Genomic DNA, 19,925 nt, shown 5'->3' with positions numbered 1-19,925 from the left:
CCAAAGTCATGAGAGCTAACTCCCTGTGTGTGCCGATTTCATTGAGATATCCTTTATACCACGCTCCTGTTGACCTTGCTTTGAGCTACACTTCTCTTACGGTTGCGATTGGCTTTGCCACTGCCCCTTGGGCAATCGCCTGCAAGGGCTCGGCTCCCTTTAGAAGCATCGCCTCCAGCGGGCAGTCCGTGCGATTGGCTTTGCCACTGCCCCTTGGGCAATCGCCGCAGGCGGGCACTCCGTGCCATCGCAGTGGCGCGTCTACATTTATCTCGATAAATTTCTCTCAACATTATAGATACTGCATCTGTCTTAGGAGAGATATAATGCTATGCCTAGTGACATTTATATAAGGTTAACTGGAACCCAAAAAGACTTATACCGCTAAGTATTATTCCCAGGATTGATGCAGGATAAAGGGTGATCCGGTCATCCTAGAAATCATATTCAATACTTTGAAATAAAAAAAATGGTTGGACGACCAGAACAGAAAATGTTGAGACGCCAAAGCAGTATCCTTGCTGCAAAAAACTTCTTGGCACAAATGGATAACGGTGCAATGCCGGAAGATTTGGGGTTTATTGCCAATGCTGCTGGCGACCTCGCACTCTTTTGGCATCTGATTGGCAATCCTGAGGAGATTGCTTTAGTAGAATTACAGAGGTAGTATGAGCATCCTTTATTCATTCCCAGTATTCTAATTCATATGGGAAAAGCTTTTGTATTTGAAATTTTCAGATTTTCTCCTATTACAAACTCTCTGTAATTTTCTAATAAAAACTTGTAGCGTGTGGGGTGCGATCGCTCTTCGGGCGATCGCCTTTAAAGCCACGTAAGAAAAAGAAGTCAGCAATAGGGGGGATAACTCCGGTGCTTTTTCTCCTCTTGTATGCAAACACTCTACGCAGCTTTAACAAATTGATAACATTCTGATACAACAGTGACCATCGTTTGAGAAAATTTAGGGTATTGCCTCTTCGTTTGGATAGTTCTATGAAAAAATTAATTAAAGGTCTGCGCGAATTCCAATCTAGCTATTTTTCCACCCATCAAGAACTGTTTGAACAACTTTCTCATGGTCAAAAACCCAGGGTATTATTTATTACCTGTTCCGATTCGCGTATCGATCCAAACCTGATTACACAAGCTCAGCTGGGTGAATTGTTTGTCATCCGCAATGCTGGCAACATTATTCCACCATTTGGCGCAACCAATGGGGGTGAGGGGGCAACAATTGAATATGCTGTTCAAGCATTAGATATTCGACAAATTATTGTCTGTGGTCACTCCCATTGCGGCGCAATGAAAGGGTTAATGAAGTTAGACAGCCTGCGAGAGGAAATGCCGCTTGTGCATGACTGGCTCAAGTACGCACAGGCTACCCGACGGCTGGTTCTAGACCACTACAGCCAATACTCGGGGGAAGAACTGTTAGAAATCATTATTGCCGAGAATATACTCACGCAAATCGAAAATTTGCGGACGTATCCGGTGATCCGCTCTAAGCTCTACCAAAGACAACTCAATATTTATGCTTGGATTTATCAAATTGAGACAGGAGAAGTTTTGGCATACGATCCACAAAAGCATGGCTATGTCTTGCTTCACAACCAAGTGACACCATCGGAGATAGATGAGATACCAATAAGCCCGCTTGCAAATGGCAATGGCGACTATTCTACCAAAACTCAGCCTGAGGCGTCTCAACCAAGCGACGAACTCGCGGTCAGAATAGATCAAGGGTTTCCAATGACATCGCTTTCTCCAGAGCAAATGGAGCGAATTTATCGAGGATCTCGGGTAAAAAAGTGAAAGGGTAGAGTATGAGGTGTAGTTTGAACCCTCCCCGCGCTAAAGCGACGGGGATTCACGCCACATCCACATCTAGCTTGTCGCCCTTTCTGGCTATCTGGCTAGAGATTAGCAGCTTGTTGGAAACCCGCTCTGAGGAAGAATCAGACTGCCTGCGTTCGGACTTGCCTATTTGCTTGCGGGTTAAATAACGTTGATACGCCTCCAACAAGGCTGGTTCCAGCCTCAGATACTCGGTTTGAGCATCTTGCAATACCAACTTCTCCTGATTGACTGATCTACTCAAAAACGCGCTAAATAAATCACGCTGATGCTCTGGGATACCCGTTACATCGCGGTGAACTCGTTCTGACAAGGATTTTTTGATGCGCGTCCCGTCCAAATGAGTTTGAGATAACGCAGTTGATGAAGTAGAGAACTTTGTGAACGAACCCCCGGCTCTCTCAGCCTTGAGCTTCAATTCTGATTGAACAAAACCGGGGGACTTGGCAGATATTGCTTTGCCATAGCGCTTCTGCCATCCCTTCACCGATACGTTCTCGGTCTTAATATCTTTGCCGTGCCTCAATATCTCGTTGACAATACAACGATTTTGAGACTTAGCGTAAGCAGTTTTACGCCGTTCTAGTTCACGTTTCTTTTGTGCAGCTTTGTGGTAATTGGCAGATTTTTTCCAATTCCGCTTCCCTTTCTTGTTTTTGCCTTTTTTAACAACGGTCTTGCGTCCCTTCCTTGCCTTGAAGTTTGGTTCAAAGTTGTCTGGATTGCTGACACGTTGAGAGCGCTGCATCTTTCTTTGCATTGCCGCTATTTCTTTTTGAAAAGTGGGGACATTTTCAGCAAAGGGTAGCAAGTCAGCATGATTATCACCAACAAAAGCAATGTTACTGATGTTAAGGTCTAAGCCAATCAAACCATCAGAAACATAGTTCCTAGTACATAGGTAAGGCAATCCTTCATTAACTAGCTGGCAGTACCAACGACGCTTACCATTTAAAATACGCCACAACAAGCGAACGTACTTAATTGGGGATTCAAGCCCATGCTTAATGACTGGGTTAGTCAGGTCAATAATTGGCGCTATTCTAAGGTTGCCCCATACCAAACAATCATCTTTCCATCTCAAACCTTGCTTGTTAGTCTTGCCTTCTAGTGAGCGGAACCGACTTGGTACTTTGTACCGCACGCCCGACGCCACACCCAACATAACTCGTTCACTTGCCTTAAATGCCCGTGTAGCTAGTTTCTGTTGAGTATTAGAGTCTATTTTTTCAGCTATCCATTTAGAATTCTTACTCGTTATTGTGGCGAAAGCATGCAAGTCATATTCTGAGTATCTGTATTGCTCTGTTGCTTTCTTGAAAGCTTCACACCGTTCTTTCTTCTTAGTTCTAGAAATCTTCTTGGCAGTCTTATATAGCTCGGAGTTGCGAACTAACTTTAATCGCTTCATCGCTTCATTTAAGCAAGCATTATATAACTGCCTTCCTGCTTGAAAGCGAGAGAGTAACTCTGCTTCCTGCTTACTGTTCACAATTAATGGTACTTCTGTTATGAACGATGAAGTTGTACTCCGAGCCAATTAAATCACCTCCTTATTTATTTGTTAAACTATATCTAGTATATACGACATAACTAGATATGATAATAAAAAAAAGGACAAAAAAGATTAAAAAATATACCGATATTGCATGAATAAGTTAAAACAAAAAGAACTGTAGTTTTAACTCCGTCGGCGTGGCAGATATTGCAAGACGTTGCAAAAAACCGTAATACAAGCGTTAGTGAAGTTATAGAGTCATTAGCAAGAAAGATGGAAGGCTGATAAATCAGCCGGGTCGCATTTCCACCCCGATATAAATAACGTGAATCCATCAATTCATTTAATTTCTTGATAGATTCACTTCGGGGCTACCATGCTCCCGCGCTATTTTAGGTGTAGAGGGGGCAGTTGTCTTGCTTTGTTCATTCGTTTGTGAAATGAAATGACTTTTAGCAAGATAGCTTTGTTGCCTTTGACACTCCCACGCCTTTAGTTATCTGTTTTTTGCTAAAAGTTTCCTCCACTACCAACGGGTTCCGCTTTCTCGACTGAGCTCTCGTTTAATCCTAAAGTCAATTGCAGAGGAGTCCGTGATGGGTATGCCTTCACCACCTGTCGATAGACCTCATAGTTAGTAGGTAGCGTCCTCTGTTGCTCACCCACTCTATAGTTCAGTTCGTACTTCACACTTTTTAATAATTCGGGGTTGCTTGCCTGTTGAAGTTTTTTGCGTTGTTCGACTTCATCAACTGATGGTCGCGGCGGCAAAGCGGGCCACCATAAACCCTTGTCATCAGGACCAGTGACTGCCCCAGATGGCTTTAAGCCATTGCGATTCAGCAAAGAAGTGGTAGCAAAAGTTTCAAACCGCGCTAAATTTTCATTGGCTAGGTCGTCGGCAACCTTTATTTGCCAGGTATAAGTAGTAAGCGCTGTGGCTTCATATTGGTCAGTGGTTAGGGTGCTGCAACTGGTAAGTGTGAGCGTGGTCAGTACAGCGACTGTTGGGAACAAAAATATTAGCTTTCGCATTATCCTTTTCCTCTGTAACTAGCTTTCTTGAGACTAGACTAAGTTACGGTATGACGCAGGCATTAAGCATGGTCTGCGTTACGCCGAAGCGATCAGCTACGCTGGTGCCCGTAGGCAATCGCCCTTATTCGTACCGACGTCTTAGAAGCTGAGAAACGCTATCATTGGAGCTAATTCAATCATCGTATTTCTGTTACTAACCAAACTACGGCGGGTTTTCCCATGCTTCTAAACGTCGATGCTCATCTTCCGTTTAAGCGTTCTCTAGTCTATGCTGCTTACCGGGACAAGCTCATCGACTTGGTACCCTATATGTCTTCGGTGCAACAAATTAAGTTCATATCAAGTAAAAAGGAAGACGGACTACTGCATTTGGTATACGAGTGGCATGGCGGTGCAAAGATTCCTAAGGTAGCGCGTAGTTTTCTTAGCGAGGACTTGCTCGTGTGGACCGAGGAGCAAGTCTGGAATGAATCTGATTTTACGACTCAGTGGCGTATCAAGACCCACTTTTTCACAGAAGCAGTTTACTGTGTTGGCAAAAATAGCTTTTTGGAAGACGGTAGCGGCACTCTCATTGAAAGCCGGGGGGAACTCCAAATTGACCCGCACCAAATCAAAGGCACACCGCAACTGTTGACAGCAGCAATTGCTCGTATTGTTGAGGACTCACTGGCTAAGCAGGTTACACCTAATTTTTTACAAATGTGCGAGGGAATTCGTCAATACTTGGAAAAGATCAGAGTTTAGAAGGCGATCAAAAGGAGGCACTGCGCTACAACCAGCAATCGCCGTTCGCGCAGCGTGTCCCGAAGGGACTCACGCGAGTGGGTGTCTTATCGGACAAAGCGTCGCGCCTACAAGTTGCACTTTTTATGGGCGGGAGTTCTTACAGGAAATCGGTTTACAGCGCTTTTCAAGTAAATAAACCACGCTTTAGGGGCTGTTGTGTGCCCATTGGTGTCAATTTAAGCTAAAACCCTTCTAAAATCTCGTTTCCAGGTTTCACCTGGAAATGCCCTTGAAGCGGCTCTGCCGCTCTTAAGGCAGAGCCTCCTAAGGCTGCATTCCCAGCCTGAGGCTGGGAACGAGGCAAGATGAGAGTTTAGGAGGCTATCCGCTAAACACTGGACAAAACTAGACATAAGCATCCGAATAAATACAAAAAAAAGGAGAGCCACTTGGGCAGCTCTCCAGATCATCAGGGTGCATCTACTTAGCATAATATATCATTTTTGCCCTGAGGGGTGTCACCCCTCTTTTATGATGTTTTGCTAAAGATACTGTAAAGAAGTTTCCAAGAAAACACTTAGTGGAACCTGTAGAGACGTTGCAGCAACGTCTCTACAGAATTTAGCCATTGAGCTTCTTTTCCACCAATTGGTTAGTCAGTTTGGGTTCAGCAAGTTTGTTGGTCTTTTTCAGAACCTGTCCGACAAAGAAGCCTTTGAGGTTGGTATTACCGTTGCGGAACTTTTCTAGTTCTTTGGGATTTGCAGCCATCACTTCATCGATGATCGATTCTAGTACACTGGGATCAGTGATCAGTTCCTTGCCTTTAAATAATTCCTCAGGAGAACGACCGTCCAGCAACTCTGGAAGCTTCTCTTTGGCTATGGCGTTGCTGATTTTCCCGTTTTCAATCCGAGTGATCACATCAGCCAGATTGGTCGGTGTTAGGGCAATTTCGGTGATGTTGAGTTTATTTTTGTTGAGGTAGGCGGCGACATCCTGAGTAATCCAGTTAGCAGCAGCTTTGGGATTTGCGCCAGCAGCAATCACCGCTTCAAAATACTCAGCAACGGAACGTTCTTCTGTCAACACCCGTGCATCATATGCTGTCAACCCCAACTCATTTTCATAATGATGGCGTTTTTGTGCGGGTCGTTCAGGAAGTTGACTGCGCCACTCTTCTAATTGTTCATCTGAAACCTCAATCGGCGCTAAATCTGGTTCGGGGAAGTAGCGATAATCGCTAGAACCTTCCTTAACCCGCATACTAATTGTGCGTTGAGAGCCTTCTTCCCACAGACGAGTTTCTTGTATAATACGTTCGCCAGCTTCTACAGCTGCGATTTGCCGCTCAATTTCGTATTCAATCGCCCGTTGGATGGCGTTGAACGAATTCATGTTTTTGATTTCTACCTTTGTGCCAAATTCCTTTTGTCCTATAGGACGTACGGAGATGTTGACATCGCAGCGAAGAGAACCTTCTTGCATATTGCCATCACTGACGCCGAGATAGCGTACAATGCGGCGCAATTCTTGAGCATACTCAGCGGCTTCTTGTCCAGAACGCAAATCGGGTTCCGAGACAATTTCCACCAACGGTACACCTGCCCGATTGTAATCTACCAGAGAGTAGGTGGAACCGGAAAGGCGATCGCTCCCCGCGTGTACCAATTTGCCGGCATCTTCCTCCATATGCAGGCGTGTGATGCCAATCCTTTTGCGAACGGGGTTACCGTCAGCATCTACCAATTCAATTTCTAACCAGCCATGTTCAGCAATGGGCAGGTCATACTGAGAAATTTGGTAATTTTTGGGTAAGTCAGGATAAAAATACTGCTTGCGGTCAAACTTGCTATATTTAGCGATTTGGCAATTGAGGGCTAAACCCGCTTTCACAGCGTATTCTAGAACTTTTTCATTAAGTACCGGCAACACACCAGGCAAACCCATGCAAACCGGGTCAATGTTAGTATTGGGGTCACCACCAAATGCCGTAGAGCTAGAAGAGAAAATCTTGGTGTTGGTACTCAGCTGACAATGGGTTTCCAGACCAATAATCGCCTCGTACTCAGTTTTTACTAAAGCAGCAGAAGTCATAAAATTACAAATTGGGCATAATCCTTCTTCAGGGTACTATTTTAGCTTTGTTGCGACTTGCCCTCGATGATGTCAGCGGTACGTTTTACCCCATTGACTTTGCTGATAGCAGTTTGTATGCGGCGGGCGTTTTGACGATAGGAATCATTCGTTAACACTTTTTGGATGGCAGTCTTTAAGCGATCGCGATTAAAATCCTTCAGGGAAATAAACTCACCTGCTCCCACCCATGCTACCCTGGCGGCAACTCCTGGCTGGTCATCTCCAATGGGAATTGCCACCATCGGTACTCCTGCACTCAGGGATTCTAACACTGAATTTAAGCCTGCATGGGTGATAAAAAGACTGGCGCGTTTGAGCAGTTCCAGTTGTGGGGCGTACTTGACAACTATTGGTGAACCTGGCAATTCGCCCAAAGCTTCAGCATTCAAAGCACCACCTAAAGACATGACCAGTTGTACATCCAAACCATCACAGGCGGCGGCAATTCCTTGAAAAACTTCTACAAAACGATTTTTCAGCGTTCCCATTGAAGCATAGATCAGGGGACGTTCATCCAATTTGTCGTAGGGAAAATCTACTCTTTTGCGTGCGTTTGGGTTGATGAAAGGTCCAGTGTAGTGAAAACACTTTGGCAAAGCGAGTCGGGGAAAATCAAACTCAGCTGGTTGTTGGCTAATTTGCGCTTCTTTCGACCAGACATCAGTGAGTTGAGAATAGAGAGGCAAATTCCACTGCTTGCGGTAGGTTTGGATGGTTTTGAAACCCCGTGATAAGAGCAGGTTCAACAGCGTGTAAGTCATTTGGTTACGCCACTGCGCCCACCATACAGGCTTAGGACTCCAGGTTGTGACCAACGGTGGCACATTGGGTTCTGGATTCATCATCAAAGCATTGCAGATTGTGACAAAGGGAATGCCTAGATAATCGGCAATAGTACCGCCTTCTGGGGAAGCTTGATCCACAAGCATTGCATCGATGTTAGCTTCTCTAATAACATCTGGAGCATTTCGCAGCCTGATGTCTACTAATTCTGTAAATGTCGTCACAGTGAATTTAAAGGCATCTAAACCGCTTAATTCCCCATCTATTTCCTGTAATTGTTGGGTTTTTCCCAAAGGAAATTCATCAGGGGCGATTGCCCGAAATTCTATTCCTGCTGCTTGTGCAGAAGCTTGAGCATCCAGAACGTTAATCAGTGTTACACGATGACCCCGTTGCTGGAGTTCCTGTGCCAATGCCATCATGGGATTGAGATGACCAGGAACTCCCGGACAGATGATACCAAAGTGGGTCATGTTCGTCTATTTTCCTTTGGGAGTGGGGGTTTAAGAGATACGTTCGCCGTTTCTGCCCTCACTTGTGACATGAGTTAAGGTGCTTAGGTCGTTCGGGTCAACGTCATAGGCAGCACCAAAACCAATCACAAAGCGACCTTTGCTGGGCGTAAGTTTAAAAATGCGAAAGTCTGGTAAATCGCGCAATAGCTGAATAATTTCTCCGAAACGCGCTTCAAAGCTGTCAACAATTTGATTCCATAACTCTGTATCGCGTTCGACTAAGGTCGCTGTACAGTCAAAGGTTAGACGACGACGCGCAAAGATTTGCTTAGTTTGAGATTCCTCTTCTATGAATAACACACTCACCTTGGGAACTGCATAGAGATTTTGAGTGTGGGTAGAAAGACCACTGACATAGATGTAAATATTTTTGGTTTCATCTATGACAAAAGGAGCATAGCTCGCATTGGGAATGTTATCTGCACTCACGGTGCTGATAACAACACTTTGAAACAAGTCGGTGAAGCTTTGATAGGCGGCGAGGGCGGTTTCAAATTGAGACATAGAAGAACCTTTTCGTGATAGTAGGTTGGGCAAACCCGTGGGGAAACCCAACGTTGTTTGTTGGGTTTCGTAGCCTCAACTCAACCTACTACGCAAATTGGTATCAGTCAAAGCGGGTAAAATAATAATTATTGAGTATCTTGAAGAATGCTATCCTCAACCAGCACTTTTACCTATACATACTTTAGTACATACTTTAGCACGAGCTTATGTACGCCAAATAGCACTTTTGGTAGCCTGTCAGGGTTCTCTCGTTGAGCGGCAAGCCCATGCCTAAAAGGCAGGGGCTTGCTGGTTGACTCACCTGACCAGACTACTCGTTTAAGGCAAGAGTTAAAAAACCCACTTCAAGATGCTTGCTAGTCTTGAACTCTGGAACTGGACGATTAAACAGGCTTACGGAGAATAAACCAGTGTCGTTTGGAAAGTACCGACCTTAAACAAAGTCGAAGCAAACATTACCTGTAACAAGGATGCAGAAATGCAAAATTACGTATTTGTTTTAGACACCAACAAACAACCTCTCAATCCAATTCCTCCAGCACGAGCCAGAGAACTGCTTACAAAACAAAAAGCTGCCGTATTTAGGATGTATCCATTTACGATTATCCTCAGACACGCGGTATCAAATCCAGTCTTAAAGCAGTTGACCATCAAGTTAGATCCTGGTAGCAGAGTTACTGGGATTGCGGTTCTAGATGGAGAAAATGTTATCTGGATTGCTGAGTTAGAACATCGGGGATGGCAAATCAAAGATTCATTGCTGTCTAGACGTTCCTTACGTCGCAGTCGCAGAAATCGCAAAACACGGTATCGTCAACCACGATTCAATAATCGCAAACGCAAAGAGGGATGGCTTGCCCCATCATTAATGCATCGTATTCTCACTGTTGATACCTGGGTAAAGCGGCTTTGTTTGTATTCTCCCATTACTCAAATGGCAATGGAGTTAGTCAAGTTTGATACCCAAAAGATGCAGAACCCAGAGATTGACGGTGTTGAGTATCAACAAGGTGAACTAGCTGGGTACGAGGTACGGGAATATTTACTTGAAAAATGGGGACGTAAGTGCGCTTACTGCGACAAAAAAGGCGTACCGCTTCAGATAGAGCATATTCATCCTAGAGCGAAAGGAGGTAGTAACAGAGTAAGCAATCTAACTTTGTCTTGTGAGCGATGCAACACCAAGAAAGGAACCAAATCTATAGACGAGTTTCTTTTCAAAGATGGTTCTAGATTGGAAAAAATAAAGCGTCAGGCTAAACAACCATTAAAAGATGCAACCGCAGTCAATGCAACTCGCTTTTGCTTGTTCCGTACCTTAAAAAACGTCCTACCTACAATGACTGGGACGGGCGCACGAACGGTGGGCAACCGAACAAGGCTTGAACTGCCCAAACACCATTGGGTTGATGCAGCTTGTGTCGGGGAAGTTGAGAAGTTGAATCTGTTGACTCAACAGCCATTGCAGATTAAATGTACTGGTTGGGGAACTCGTCAAATGTGCGGAACTGACAAATACGGCTTCCCTACTCGACATCGCGAACGCAAGCAAGTTCATTTTGGCTTCAAAACTGGCGACATCATAAAAGCTGTTGTCACTTCTGGAAAGAAGGTTGGCAGATATATTGGTCGCGTGTTATGCCGCAAGACTGGTAGTTTTGATATCGCCACCAAAACTCAGCGAGTACAAGGCATCAGTTACAGGTTTTGCACACCAATTCATCAAAAGGATGGTTACTCATATGCATTCTAGGATATTTAGACGGCGAATAAATTCGCCTATGGCTTCCTCCCCATGTTTAGAAAACAGGGGCTTCCGCCACGAGGAGGTTCGGTGATATTCATCCTTTGAACATCATGAGAGTCCGTAAATATCTAACATCAGTGATAGGTCTTAATCATTTGAGGTCAATTTATCTCAAGAATGAGGTTAATGATGGTAGATGTAAAATATTTGACGATGGAAGAGCTTGAAGCGGGATTAGACGAGATTCGCCAGTCACCCAAAGATAAGGGCGTGTTGGAGTTGATTGTACGACGGCCGCAGACTGGTGAGCGGGAGGTCTTGGAAGAAGGTGAACTTGATCTGGTAGAAGGTCTCGTAGGTGACAATTGGAGAACCCGTGGCAGTTCTCGTACATCTGATGGATCGTCTCATCCTGATATGCAACTTAATATCATGAATTCCCGTGTGATTGCCCTTGTGGCACAAGATAAAAATCGATGGCAACTGGCAGGAGATCAGCTTTTTATTGATATAGATTTGAGCGCTGAAAATTTACCAGCAGGAACCCAATTGGCTTTCGGCTCAGCTGTAATTGAAGTTACTAATCAACCTCATAACGGCTGTAAAAAATTTGTAGCACGTTTTGGGCTGGATGCAATGAAATTTGTCAATTCACCTGTGGGAAAACAGCTTCGTCTGCGTGGCATCAATGCTAAGGTCGTTCAACCTGGCGTGATTCGGGTTGGTGATATTGTTTCTTGCCTTTACTAGGTTTTGAAGCGTTTATCTACGGGAATCTGATAGCCGTTGGCGAGACGATTAGTCATATTTGCAGTAGCAGCGATCGCCATTAATTCACCAAACATCTGATCATTCATACTGCTGCTGTGTGTGAAGCGATCCAATATTCACAGCCATTAGTCACACTCACAGCGATGTGGCGATTGCCCTTTTGGCACTGTGCTGCGCGCAATGGTCTTATTTTGCTTTCTTTACATTTCTTTAGAAACAGTCTCTAAGTAGATGTTCATGTATTTTTTTATATTATTAAAAACAAATTTCAGAGAATTTACTTATATAAATTTGCGGAAGTTGCATTGTCACAAATGTAGGTTGTTTTGGAAGACATGAAACAATCAGGGGTTTTTTGTCTTCAAGTTACTAAAAAATTGGTGATTTAAATTCATATGAGGTAACAATGAAAGCACTCAAGGTACTGACTACGACTTTTATCGGTATTGGATCTGTGCTGGCGAGTTTACCTGCTCAGGCAGAATTGGCACCCCAAGCCGTTATCAATGCAGTATATACTGGAATCCAGCACATTCACGGTTATCAAGCGACACCAAGATTAATTTGGGGTGTTGCTCATGGTTCTCGCGGTGGTTGCGGACCTCTTTATAGTAGTCAATATTGCAAACGCAACCACACTGTCTACATCACCACAAGAGATATCAGGATGGCATACCAGTACGGAGATGCTGCCTTAGCTTATATTGTTGGACATGAATATGCCCATGCTATGCAAACTGTATATGGATTTCAACCCAGTGTGACACCTATATCAGAACTTCAAGCGGATTGTTTGGCAGGAGTTTATTTGGGGTTGATTCCCAATATTGCTCTTGATAAACGGGATATTTTAGAGATTGCAACCCTAGCTCATCGAATTGGGGATTACCAATGGGGCAATAAGCACCATCATGGCACACCAGAACAACGCGTTAGAGCTGTTGTTCAAGGTATGCAAGGTGCCGTCAAGGGAAGTGGTGTGCGTGTCTGCCGTGTTCGGAGAGTGTAACGGAGAATAATAAAGCCTTAACGCCTATTGAGACAGACTACTAGTCACTCTCGGTTGGTCTAGGTAGCCATAAACTAGCTTAGAAACTTGACTAATAAAAACTCTTGCTCTGGTGTCACCAAAAGGTCTTTTCACCAAAATGCCTGCTAAGTAACGCTTACCGGATGGCAACTCGATGATACCTGCATCCCCAAGGAGAACTCCCAAAGTTCCAGTTTTATGAGCAATGACCGCACCTTTACCAAGACCGGCTGGTAGCAACCTTCTGTTCTCAACACGACGCATGATGCCCAAAGCCTGGGAGCGGCTTCTATCACTCAGCAATTTATTATTAGTAATCAACGCTGACAGTCTTACCAGGTCTTTGGGGCTGGTCGTATTAGTTCCCTTAAAGTCACCTAATAGATTGCGAATCACAGTGTTTTGCAGTCCCCAACTACGAAACCGCTGATTTAACTTAGCCTTACCACCTAAACGGTCAATAATCATATTTGTAGCGGTATTGTCACTGATAGTAATCATCTTGGTGGCGGTGTCTAACACACTCAGTCGCGTTCCCACTGGTTTGTATTGCAAGACTCCGGAACCTGCAGCTTCGGCTTTCAAATCACGTCGCAGCACTAAGGTTTCATTCAGCTTAATTCTGCCAGCATCAACTTCCTCAAACAAAGCAACCAAAATGGGAAACTTAATGGTGCTAGCAGCTGGAAATATCTTCTCTCCATTGAAGTCCAAATAATTGCCTGTATCCAAGTCTAGGAAAAAGATTCCAGGCGAGAGAAAGCTGTAACGAGCGATCAATGTTTTGAGTTGAGAGTTTAGCTGCAACAATTCCTTACCCAAGGGGACAACCCCAGCAAAGGTCGAAATATTGCGGATTTGCACGGGAATTTGTTCTTCTTCAGATTTGGTGTCTATAACTTTGACTTGCGAATCATTTAAGGCTGCACGTTCAATTGAGGAGAATTTCACGATCCAGTGTGACGAAGAATCTCCTTGAATCAGTAATTTTTCGGGCGATACTGTGTAGCCAGGTGCTAATTCAACAACCAATCTCGTTGTTTGGGAGTCAACTTGTCCCAAACGAATCTCCCGAACTGCTGATCCAAGAGTTTTACGGACTGTGTTGTCGTCTAGATTAGTTGTTCCTGGTAGATCAATGACAAGTCTTGTCGGGTTATTAATTAAAAAAGCTTTTGGTTGTACTCCAGAATCAGTTGTTATATCTAGTTGATTTTGAACAGGGTCGAAATACCAAGATTGCAAGCGAGCTGCTTTGACTGGAGAAGATAACAGTAGAATACTGGCGACACTAACTAACAGAAAGCTAAATCTCATCAGTGTGATTTTTGTGAGCGATAGTAGAATTTGCTTGCACAAATCTTCCAGATTTTTCTAGTCTTGTCCGGAAAAAAACTGCACGAGATTGTAATTATTGCTATTTTAGTTGTGTTGCCGCAAGTGACCTTAGTAACAAATCACTGAATTGCGGCAAGTGCAGCCTCAATTAACAACGGCTTATCCAAACTCAAGGTTCCGTTGGGAACATTTTGTCGGATATAGGAGTCATTGACAAAGTAGTTCCTGTCGGGTTGTTATCCATAACGAATTAAACAAGGAACGGCAACTGTAATATCTAGGGAGATGTGTTGTATTAATTCTGGTAAATTAACTACAGAAAAACCCCCATCCTGCGTTCTGGGAAATCTCTCAAGAATTAGGAGATTACTTTGGAGTGAGGGTATTTATGATAAATAAGCCTTTTACAAAAGTTAAGAAGAAGAAAAATGAAACCACAGATGAACACAGATGAACACAGATAAATTATCCGTGTGTATCTGTATGCATCTGTGGTTTTAAATATCGTTATCTGACTTTTACAAAAAGTCGAACGATTAACTGAACTTTGTATTAGGCACTTAAATGGCGCGAGAAAATCTTTTCTCTTGTTTTGTTGTATGCATATCAAAGAGGACAGCAATGTTTCTTATCAGTAATCTGCCAATTTCTGTGACACTGATATGGTTCTTTGATAGCCTAACCAGTCCATCTGCTTCTAGATGCTTTAACGCCTCTAGTTCCTGAGAGAAATAGTCGTCAAAACAAATATGGTACTTGTCTTCAATGTCTTGCTTATACAGTTGAAAGTGACACATGATGCTCATGATGACATCCCGCCTAAGAATATCATCCCAACTGAGTTTGATACCTTTACTAATCGGTAGGATATCTGTATCAATTGCTTGATAGTAATCGCTTAATTGCTTGTGGTTTTGGGCGTAGGTATCTTCTAGCATACTGATGGATGTGGCACCAAAACCAAAGAGTTCTGCTTGCGGCTGAGTTGTGTAGCCTTGGAAGTTGCGTTTTAGGGCGCGATCGCCTTGGGCAATTGCCAATTCATCATTGGATTTGGCAAAATGATCCATACCTATGAATAAATATTGGTGAGTTGTCAACTCCTCAACAGTCATCTTGAGAATTTCTAACTTTTCCTGCGCTGGGGGTAGTGCTTCCAGTGGTATATTTTTTTGCACTGGTTTCAGCCAGGGTACATAGGCAAAGTTAAAAACAGCAATCCTGTCTGGGTCTAATTCAATGGTCTTTTTGACTGTATCGCGAAAAGTCTGGACAGTTTGATAGGGTAGACCGTAAATCAGGTCTACATTCACGCTTTCAAACTTCGCTTCTTTAATCCAGCCCATCACATCAAACAGCATTTCTTCTGGCTGAATGCGATTCACTGCAACTTGAACTTCACGATTAAAATCCTGAATACCAAAACTAATTCGGTTAAACCCAATCTCTCTGAGAAAGAAAATGTAATTTTTATCGATGTAGCGGGGATTAATTTCAATAGAGATTTCTGCTGTGGGGCTGAGTGTGAAGTGTTGATTGATATTTGTCCATAAACGTTCCACTTGTTCACGGCTCAAATAATTAGGAGTTCCACCACCCCAGTGAATCTGAACCACTTTCCTATCTGAATCAATTAAGCTTGCTGTTTTCCTAATGTCTCGAACCAGATACTCCAAATATGGTTTAGCAATATTCTTGTTGTTTGAAATCACTACATTGCAACCGCAAAAATAGCAAGCACTTTGGCAGAAGGGTATGTGGAAATACAAAGACAGGGGAGTTTTCCTTTGATTCGAGGCGGCGATCGCAGTTTGAAAATCTGTGTGAGTAAACGCTTCGGTTAACTCTGTAGCGGGTGGGTAACTCGTGTATCTGGGTGCAGGAGTATCGTACTTCTTGATGATATCGAAATCAAACTTGACACCAGGAATTTGAAAAACCATCGAGGTTGCTTCCAATAAAATGAATGTATGTAGGATACGAAAGTAGCAATGGATGTCACTGAATATAGCGCTTCTTGTTCGTATTTAATAAACAAGAGTGCAAAAGTCAAAGAAAGGAGAAAATTAAACCACAGATGGACACCGATGGACACAGATAATTTATCTGTATTACTCCCTTATCGGTACAAGATTACTTATCTTTTCCTTGGCGTTCTTGGCGTCTAAAGCCCTTTGGGCATGCGCCTTCGGCGTAGGGCGCTTCGTTAATAGGTAATCTTCGAGCGTGACAGAAGTAATTCATGTGGCTCTGTGGTTCTAAATATCCATTCATCAGACTTTTGCAAAAAGTCTAATTAAGAACTGCTATAAATCATCCGCGATATCCAGTTACAAAATCCGTTACTGATGCACCTTGATAAACGCTGTCTCACCCGTCTAGAGGTGATTCTCAATAAAATTTCTAAGCTTTACTGAGTTCGGTGTTACCGGGGTTATTATTAGTATTAGTCAAGCTATTGAACATGACTTGACCGATGAGTTTGATGAGAGTTTCTTCCAATTCCTTCGCCATCTGCATATTCAGTCGAAACGCGTGGTTTGCTTCCGCAACAATGCGGTCTGCGGTTGCATCATTTATTGGCAATGAATCTAATGCTTGACGGTACTTGTCCTTAAATGCTTTTTTGTCTGGAATTTGCTCAAAATTGTAGAAAGATGTGCCTTCATATCCAGAAAGCTTCAAAACTGATTGAGCAACTTTTTGCAACATCTGACCACCAGACAAATCGCCCATGTAGCGGGTATAAGCATGACCTATCAATAACTGTGGTTCTTTTGCGGACAGTTCACGGATGCGGCTGACGTAAGCCAGGGTGGCTTTTGCAGGTGTGATTTGCCCTCTCCAGTTGTGAGAGTAATAAAACTCTAAGTCTTTCTCCAAATGAGCTTTGCGATTGAGTTCTCTGAAATATACCGCACTGATTAAAGAATGGTCTTTATGATGCTCTAATGCTGCTTCCAGTTCGCTATAGATGTAATACAAGTTACCTAAAAATTTTGCAAAGCAGTTTCTATCGACAACTCCTTTGACAAAACATTTCATGAATCCCATGTTTTCAATTGCTGTATGAGCTTGTTGCGTTCCACAGCGAAGTTTTTCAGCTAGATTGCTACTCATTGTTAAAGCGGTTCTCGTCCAAGTAAGATACGTACCCAACACCCATAAGGTTTGGAGTTACCGAATTTTAGGACTTTCGCAGGATTCCCCTTGTCAGACTATCTCTTTTGTAGTAAGCGCTTACTACGAACTCTTCAAATCAAAATTGATAGACTACTCCTGCCTAAATAAGCATTTTTTCACTGGCTGTAGGAGTCGTTCACCGTTAACGTCAGAGTTAGGGGGAGATAGCAATTTTGGGTTTAGAGCAGAACTTAGCCAGCAACTACCACTGCTAATGTCTCTCCAAACCACGTTGATGACCACTTAAACTATTTAACTATCAAATAGTTGTATAACCATAAATTCATTCATATTTATTCATATTTTCCCGATACTCCATCCAAACGCAAATCAGTTTTGAAAACTATTTTAAATAATTTTACTTTTGGTAGATTTTAATTATTATTCATGCTTATATAGCTTTAAAAAGATACATTAATTGAACGATTCTCATGGCTAAGTCTCTTCAAACCTCAGAGCCTGAGTTGCTTAAGCCAGGTGTGAAAGCGCCTGTGCAGGAAACATTGTTAACGCCCCGGTTTTACACAACTGACTTTGAGGCTGTAGCGCAGTTGGATATTTCGGCGCATGAGCCTGAGTTGCGGGCTATTGTGGATGAGTTGCGGGCTGACTATAACCGCCATCACTTTGTGCGTGATTCCGAGTTTGAGCAGAGTTGGGAACATATTGATGGGGAAACACGCCGCGCTTTTATTGACTTTTTGGAACGTTCATGCACTTCGGAGTTTTCCGGGTTTCTGCTGTTTAAAGAGTTATCGCGCAGACTGAAAAACCGGAACCCCATTTTGGCAGAAGCTTTTCATTGTATGGCGCGGGATGAAGCACGTCATGCTGGATTTCTCAATAAAGCAATGTCAGACTTTAATCTCTCGCTGGACTTGAGTTATCTCACAAAAAATCGTACTTACACCTTCTTTCCACCAGAATGGATTATCTACACAGTTTACCTATCTGAGAAAATTGGCTACTGGCGTTACATCATCATGTTCCGTCACCTAGAGTCATATCCAGAAAACCGATTCTATCCCCTCTTCCGGTATTTCGAGAGTTGGTGTCAGGATGAGAATCGACATGGAGATTTCTTTAAGGCGCTGTTGCGATCGCAACCTCAATTGTGGAATAACTGGAAAGCACGTTTGTGGGTGCGATTTTTCCTGTTGTCTGTGTTTGCTACCCACACTTTGACAGTGCTTGAACGAGTCTCATTTTATCGCTCTGTTGGTATTAATCCATACGAGTACAACATTCAAGTCATTGAAAACACAAATGAAACCGCAGCACGGGCATTTCCTGTGATACTGGATACAGAACACCCAGAGTTTTTCCGGCGACTCGAAGAGTGTTCCGATATTAATCTCAAGCTGGCAGAGATTAACAGCAGCAATAGTCCAAAGATTGTTAAGTTCTTCCAAAAATTACCCTTGATACTTTCAATAGTCGGGCATCTGTTACGGCTTTACCTCATCAAGCCGATTGATACTGAATTATTTAGGGAAGCAGTTTATTAACAGTTACCAGTTATCAGTTATCAGTTATCGGTAGATCTCCTGCAAAAGTCGATTTTTTGAATATCAAACCACAGATGGACACAGATGGACACAGATAATTAACTAGTGTTTGTCTGCGTCCAAAGCTCGTGTATCTGCGGTTTAAAATACCCTTAAATTGGATTTTTGCAAGAAATCTAGTTATCAGTTTCATCCTCCGGGGGAAATACCACACCAATTGAACCGTTCGTCGTCAGACGTGCCGTAGGCATAAGCGTTGGTGTCAGTACAACCACACCAGCCCGCAGGCGTCACTGCGGCTGGTACTGTTCACTGTTTTAAATGGGAACTTAATACACCTCTTATGGAATGTGAGTTCCATCTGTGTCCATCTGTCTCCATCTGTGGTTAATTATTCTTTTTTTTGGATGAATGCAACAAGTCTAATGTTGAGATAATTTTTGGATCAATTCTCTGACATCAGCCGCAGAATCTTGCTGCATGGCTGATGCAACAATTGTCTGTGCTTGTGCCATTGTCAATTGAGCGATCGCCTGCTTAAATCCAGGAATAGCTTGCGGATTCAGACTCACCTCATCTAATCCTAACCCCAATAAAATCGGTGCTGCTAAAGGATCTGCTGCTAGTTCCCCACATAACCCTACCCAAATGCCGGCTTGATGTGCAGCTTGCACAGTTTGTTGAATCATGATAATGACGCCCCCAGCGCTAGAGACACTGGGGGCTAACGCTTATAATAACGGCATTTCTCAGTATTTTTGCGAAAGTAACTTTCCTTAATTCCGATTACTTGTTCTTTTTGTTCAGATCTTGGAGCAGCTGAGCAAGTGCCTTTAAAAAGTACGTCATTGCAATAATCACAGCGACTGCAACCACTCCATTTGTCAGTTGATTGGAACCTCCTACTGGCTGTTCAGAGGAGGTAGTTGAATTGGAAGAAAGGAGAATAAACTGCTGTTCAAATTCGCTTGCTTGGGCGGTGGCTACAAGTTCACTGTTGTTAACATCTTGTTGATTTGATCTCATGTTGAAGTCCTTGTGGTAATGATTGCGTTGGTAGCACCCTGGTGGTAGACAGGTAAAGGACAACCTGCTTCCGGGTTCATAAACCTCAGCAATGAAGGCTGTATCCTCCTGCATCTGTTTTACCATGCAAAAACTGACTTTTTCATGTATATTTAAGACTATAGTCTGGAAAAGCAAGGATTGCAACTCAAAAAGTAAAAAGTTAAGTAAAATAGACTCAAGATTTTGAATGGACAGTAGATTTTGATTCCTCACCAAT

The 19,925-nt window shown here is 43.2% G+C and carries 18 protein-coding genes and 2 pseudogenes; 8 read left to right on the top strand and 12 right to left on the bottom strand.

Annotated elements, in window-relative coordinates; translation table 11 throughout:
- Positions 1-53: 53 nt before the first annotated feature.
- Positions 54-293, bottom strand: coding sequence for a hypothetical protein (locus ACM0OZ_RS23190; RefSeq protein WP_414585171.1), 240 nt, complete (start codon positions 291-293; stop codon positions 54-56).
- A 176-nt stretch (positions 294-469) separates the two neighbouring features.
- Here ACM0OZ_RS23190 and ACM0OZ_RS23185 point away from each other — a divergent pair, with 176 nt between their 5' ends.
- Both ACM0OZ_RS23185 and ACM0OZ_RS23180 read left to right on the top strand, forming a co-directional pair.
- The gene (locus ACM0OZ_RS23185) at positions 470-667 is read left to right on the top strand and encodes a hypothetical protein (protein ID WP_414585170.1); all 198 of its coding nucleotides are present in this window, start codon (positions 470-472) and stop codon (positions 665-667) included.
- 326 nt (positions 668-993) lie between these two features.
- Complete coding sequence (locus ACM0OZ_RS23180) at positions 994-1,812, top strand: carbonic anhydrase (protein ID WP_414585169.1); 819 nt, start codon at positions 994-996, stop codon at positions 1,810-1,812.
- 55 nt (positions 1,813-1,867) lie between these two features.
- Here the strand turns inward: ACM0OZ_RS23180 and ACM0OZ_RS23175 are convergent, their stop codons facing one another.
- A complete protein-coding gene (locus tag ACM0OZ_RS23175) occupies positions 1,868-3,394 on the bottom strand; it encodes an RNA-guided endonuclease TnpB family protein (RefSeq protein WP_414585168.1) in 1,527 nt (508 codons plus the stop codon).
- Positions 3,395-3,862: 468 nt separating this feature from the next.
- The gene (locus ACM0OZ_RS23170) at positions 3,863-4,387 is read right to left on the bottom strand and encodes a hypothetical protein (protein WP_414585167.1); all 525 of its coding nucleotides are present in this window, start codon (positions 4,385-4,387) and stop codon (positions 3,863-3,865) included.
- A gap of 222 nt (positions 4,388-4,609) precedes the next feature.
- Between ACM0OZ_RS23170 and ACM0OZ_RS23165 the strand changes: the two genes are divergently transcribed.
- A complete protein-coding gene (locus ACM0OZ_RS23165; protein ID WP_414585166.1) occupies positions 4,610-5,137 on the top strand; it encodes a hypothetical protein in 528 nt (175 codons plus the stop codon).
- A gap of 603 nt (positions 5,138-5,740) precedes the next feature.
- On the opposite strand, the gene gatB is transcribed toward ACM0OZ_RS23165, so the two are convergent.
- From gatB to ACM0OZ_RS23150, 3 genes are read right to left on the bottom strand one after another with little or no spacing between them, the layout of a single operon-like run.
- On the bottom strand, positions 5,741-7,216 hold the full coding sequence (gene gatB / locus ACM0OZ_RS23160) for an Asp-tRNA(Asn)/Glu-tRNA(Gln) amidotransferase subunit GatB (RefSeq protein ID WP_414585165.1): 1,476 nt from the start codon (positions 7,214-7,216) through the stop codon (positions 5,741-5,743).
- Between the two features lie 41 nt (positions 7,217-7,257).
- The gene (locus ACM0OZ_RS23155; protein WP_414585164.1) at positions 7,258-8,514 is read right to left on the bottom strand and encodes a glycosyltransferase; all 1,257 of its coding nucleotides are present in this window, start codon (positions 8,512-8,514) and stop codon (positions 7,258-7,260) included.
- A 30-nt stretch (positions 8,515-8,544) separates the two neighbouring features.
- The gene (locus tag ACM0OZ_RS23150) at positions 8,545-9,060 is read right to left on the bottom strand and encodes a HugZ family protein (RefSeq protein WP_414585163.1); all 516 of its coding nucleotides are present in this window, start codon (positions 9,058-9,060) and stop codon (positions 8,545-8,547) included.
- Positions 9,061-9,157: 97 nt separating this feature from the next.
- On the opposite strand from ACM0OZ_RS23150, the gene ACM0OZ_RS23145 reads away from it, so the two are divergent.
- The 3 genes from ACM0OZ_RS23145 (at position 9,158) to ACM0OZ_RS23135 (ending at position 11,560) form a co-directional block, all read left to right on the top strand.
- Positions 9,158-9,337: a hypothetical protein gene (locus tag ACM0OZ_RS23145; protein WP_414585162.1), complete on the top strand. Its 180-nt coding sequence runs from the start codon at positions 9,158-9,160 to the stop codon at positions 9,335-9,337.
- Between the two features lie 204 nt (positions 9,338-9,541).
- Positions 9,542-10,816 (top strand): RNA-guided endonuclease IscB, encoded by a 1,275-nt coding sequence (iscB, locus tag ACM0OZ_RS23140; RefSeq protein ID WP_414585161.1) that lies wholly within the window; start codon positions 9,542-9,544, stop codon positions 10,814-10,816.
- Between the two features lie 180 nt (positions 10,817-10,996).
- Entirely contained in the window at positions 10,997-11,560 is a 564-nt protein-coding gene (locus ACM0OZ_RS23135) for an MOSC domain-containing protein (protein WP_414585160.1), read from the top strand.
- Here the strand turns inward: ACM0OZ_RS23135 and ACM0OZ_RS23130 are convergent.
- Positions 11,557-11,729 (bottom strand): annotated as a pseudogene (locus tag ACM0OZ_RS23130) (carboxymuconolactone decarboxylase family protein); the annotation flags it as partial. The gene ACM0OZ_RS23135 and the pseudogene ACM0OZ_RS23130 sit on opposite strands and share 4 nt — an antisense overlap.
- A 258-nt stretch (positions 11,730-11,987) precedes the next feature.
- Between ACM0OZ_RS23130 and ACM0OZ_RS23125 the strand changes: the two are divergent.
- Entirely contained in the window at positions 11,988-12,590 is a 603-nt protein-coding gene (locus ACM0OZ_RS23125) for a neutral zinc metallopeptidase (protein WP_414585159.1), read from the top strand.
- A gap of 24 nt (positions 12,591-12,614) precedes the next feature.
- On the opposite strand, the gene ACM0OZ_RS23120 is transcribed toward ACM0OZ_RS23125, so the two are convergent.
- From ACM0OZ_RS23120 to ACM0OZ_RS23110, 3 genes are all read right to left on the bottom strand, one after another.
- Positions 12,615-13,928, bottom strand: coding sequence for a serine hydrolase (locus ACM0OZ_RS23120; RefSeq protein ID WP_414585158.1), 1,314 nt, complete (start codon positions 13,926-13,928; stop codon positions 12,615-12,617).
- Positions 13,929-14,509: 581 nt separating this feature from the next.
- On the bottom strand, positions 14,510-15,892 hold the full coding sequence (hemN, locus tag ACM0OZ_RS23115) for an oxygen-independent coproporphyrinogen III oxidase (RefSeq protein ID WP_414585157.1): 1,383 nt from the start codon (positions 15,890-15,892) through the stop codon (positions 14,510-14,512).
- 460 nt (positions 15,893-16,352) lie between these two features.
- On the bottom strand, positions 16,353-17,069 hold the full coding sequence (locus tag ACM0OZ_RS23110) for a heme oxygenase (biliverdin-producing) (RefSeq protein WP_414585156.1): 717 nt from the start codon (positions 17,067-17,069) through the stop codon (positions 16,353-16,355).
- Positions 17,070-17,563: 494 nt separating this feature from the next.
- On the opposite strand from ACM0OZ_RS23110, the gene acsF reads away from it, so the two are divergent.
- Positions 17,564-18,640, top strand: coding sequence for a magnesium-protoporphyrin IX monomethyl ester (oxidative) cyclase (gene acsF / locus ACM0OZ_RS23105; protein ID WP_414585155.1), 1,077 nt, complete (start codon positions 17,564-17,566; stop codon positions 18,638-18,640).
- A 422-nt stretch (positions 18,641-19,062) separates the two neighbouring features.
- On the opposite strand, the pseudogene ACM0OZ_RS23100 reads toward acsF, so the two are convergent.
- Together ACM0OZ_RS23100 and ACM0OZ_RS23095 are read right to left on the bottom strand one after the other, a co-directional pair.
- Positions 19,063-19,338: pseudogene (locus tag ACM0OZ_RS23100) on the bottom strand (putative PEP-binding protein); the annotation flags it as partial.
- A gap of 88 nt (positions 19,339-19,426) precedes the next feature.
- Complete coding sequence (locus ACM0OZ_RS23095; protein WP_414585154.1) at positions 19,427-19,780, bottom strand: hypothetical protein; 354 nt, start codon at positions 19,778-19,780, stop codon at positions 19,427-19,429.
- Positions 19,781-19,925 lie beyond the last annotated feature (145 nt).

The sequence above is a fragment of the Scytonema sp. PCC 10023 genome, assembly GCF_963920835.1.
GTDB lineage: Bacteria > Cyanobacteriota > Cyanobacteriia > Cyanobacteriales > Nostocaceae > Kalymmatonema.
Note: the sequence above shows the minus strand (reverse complement) of the source record. Positions and strands in the feature narration are given on the sequence as shown.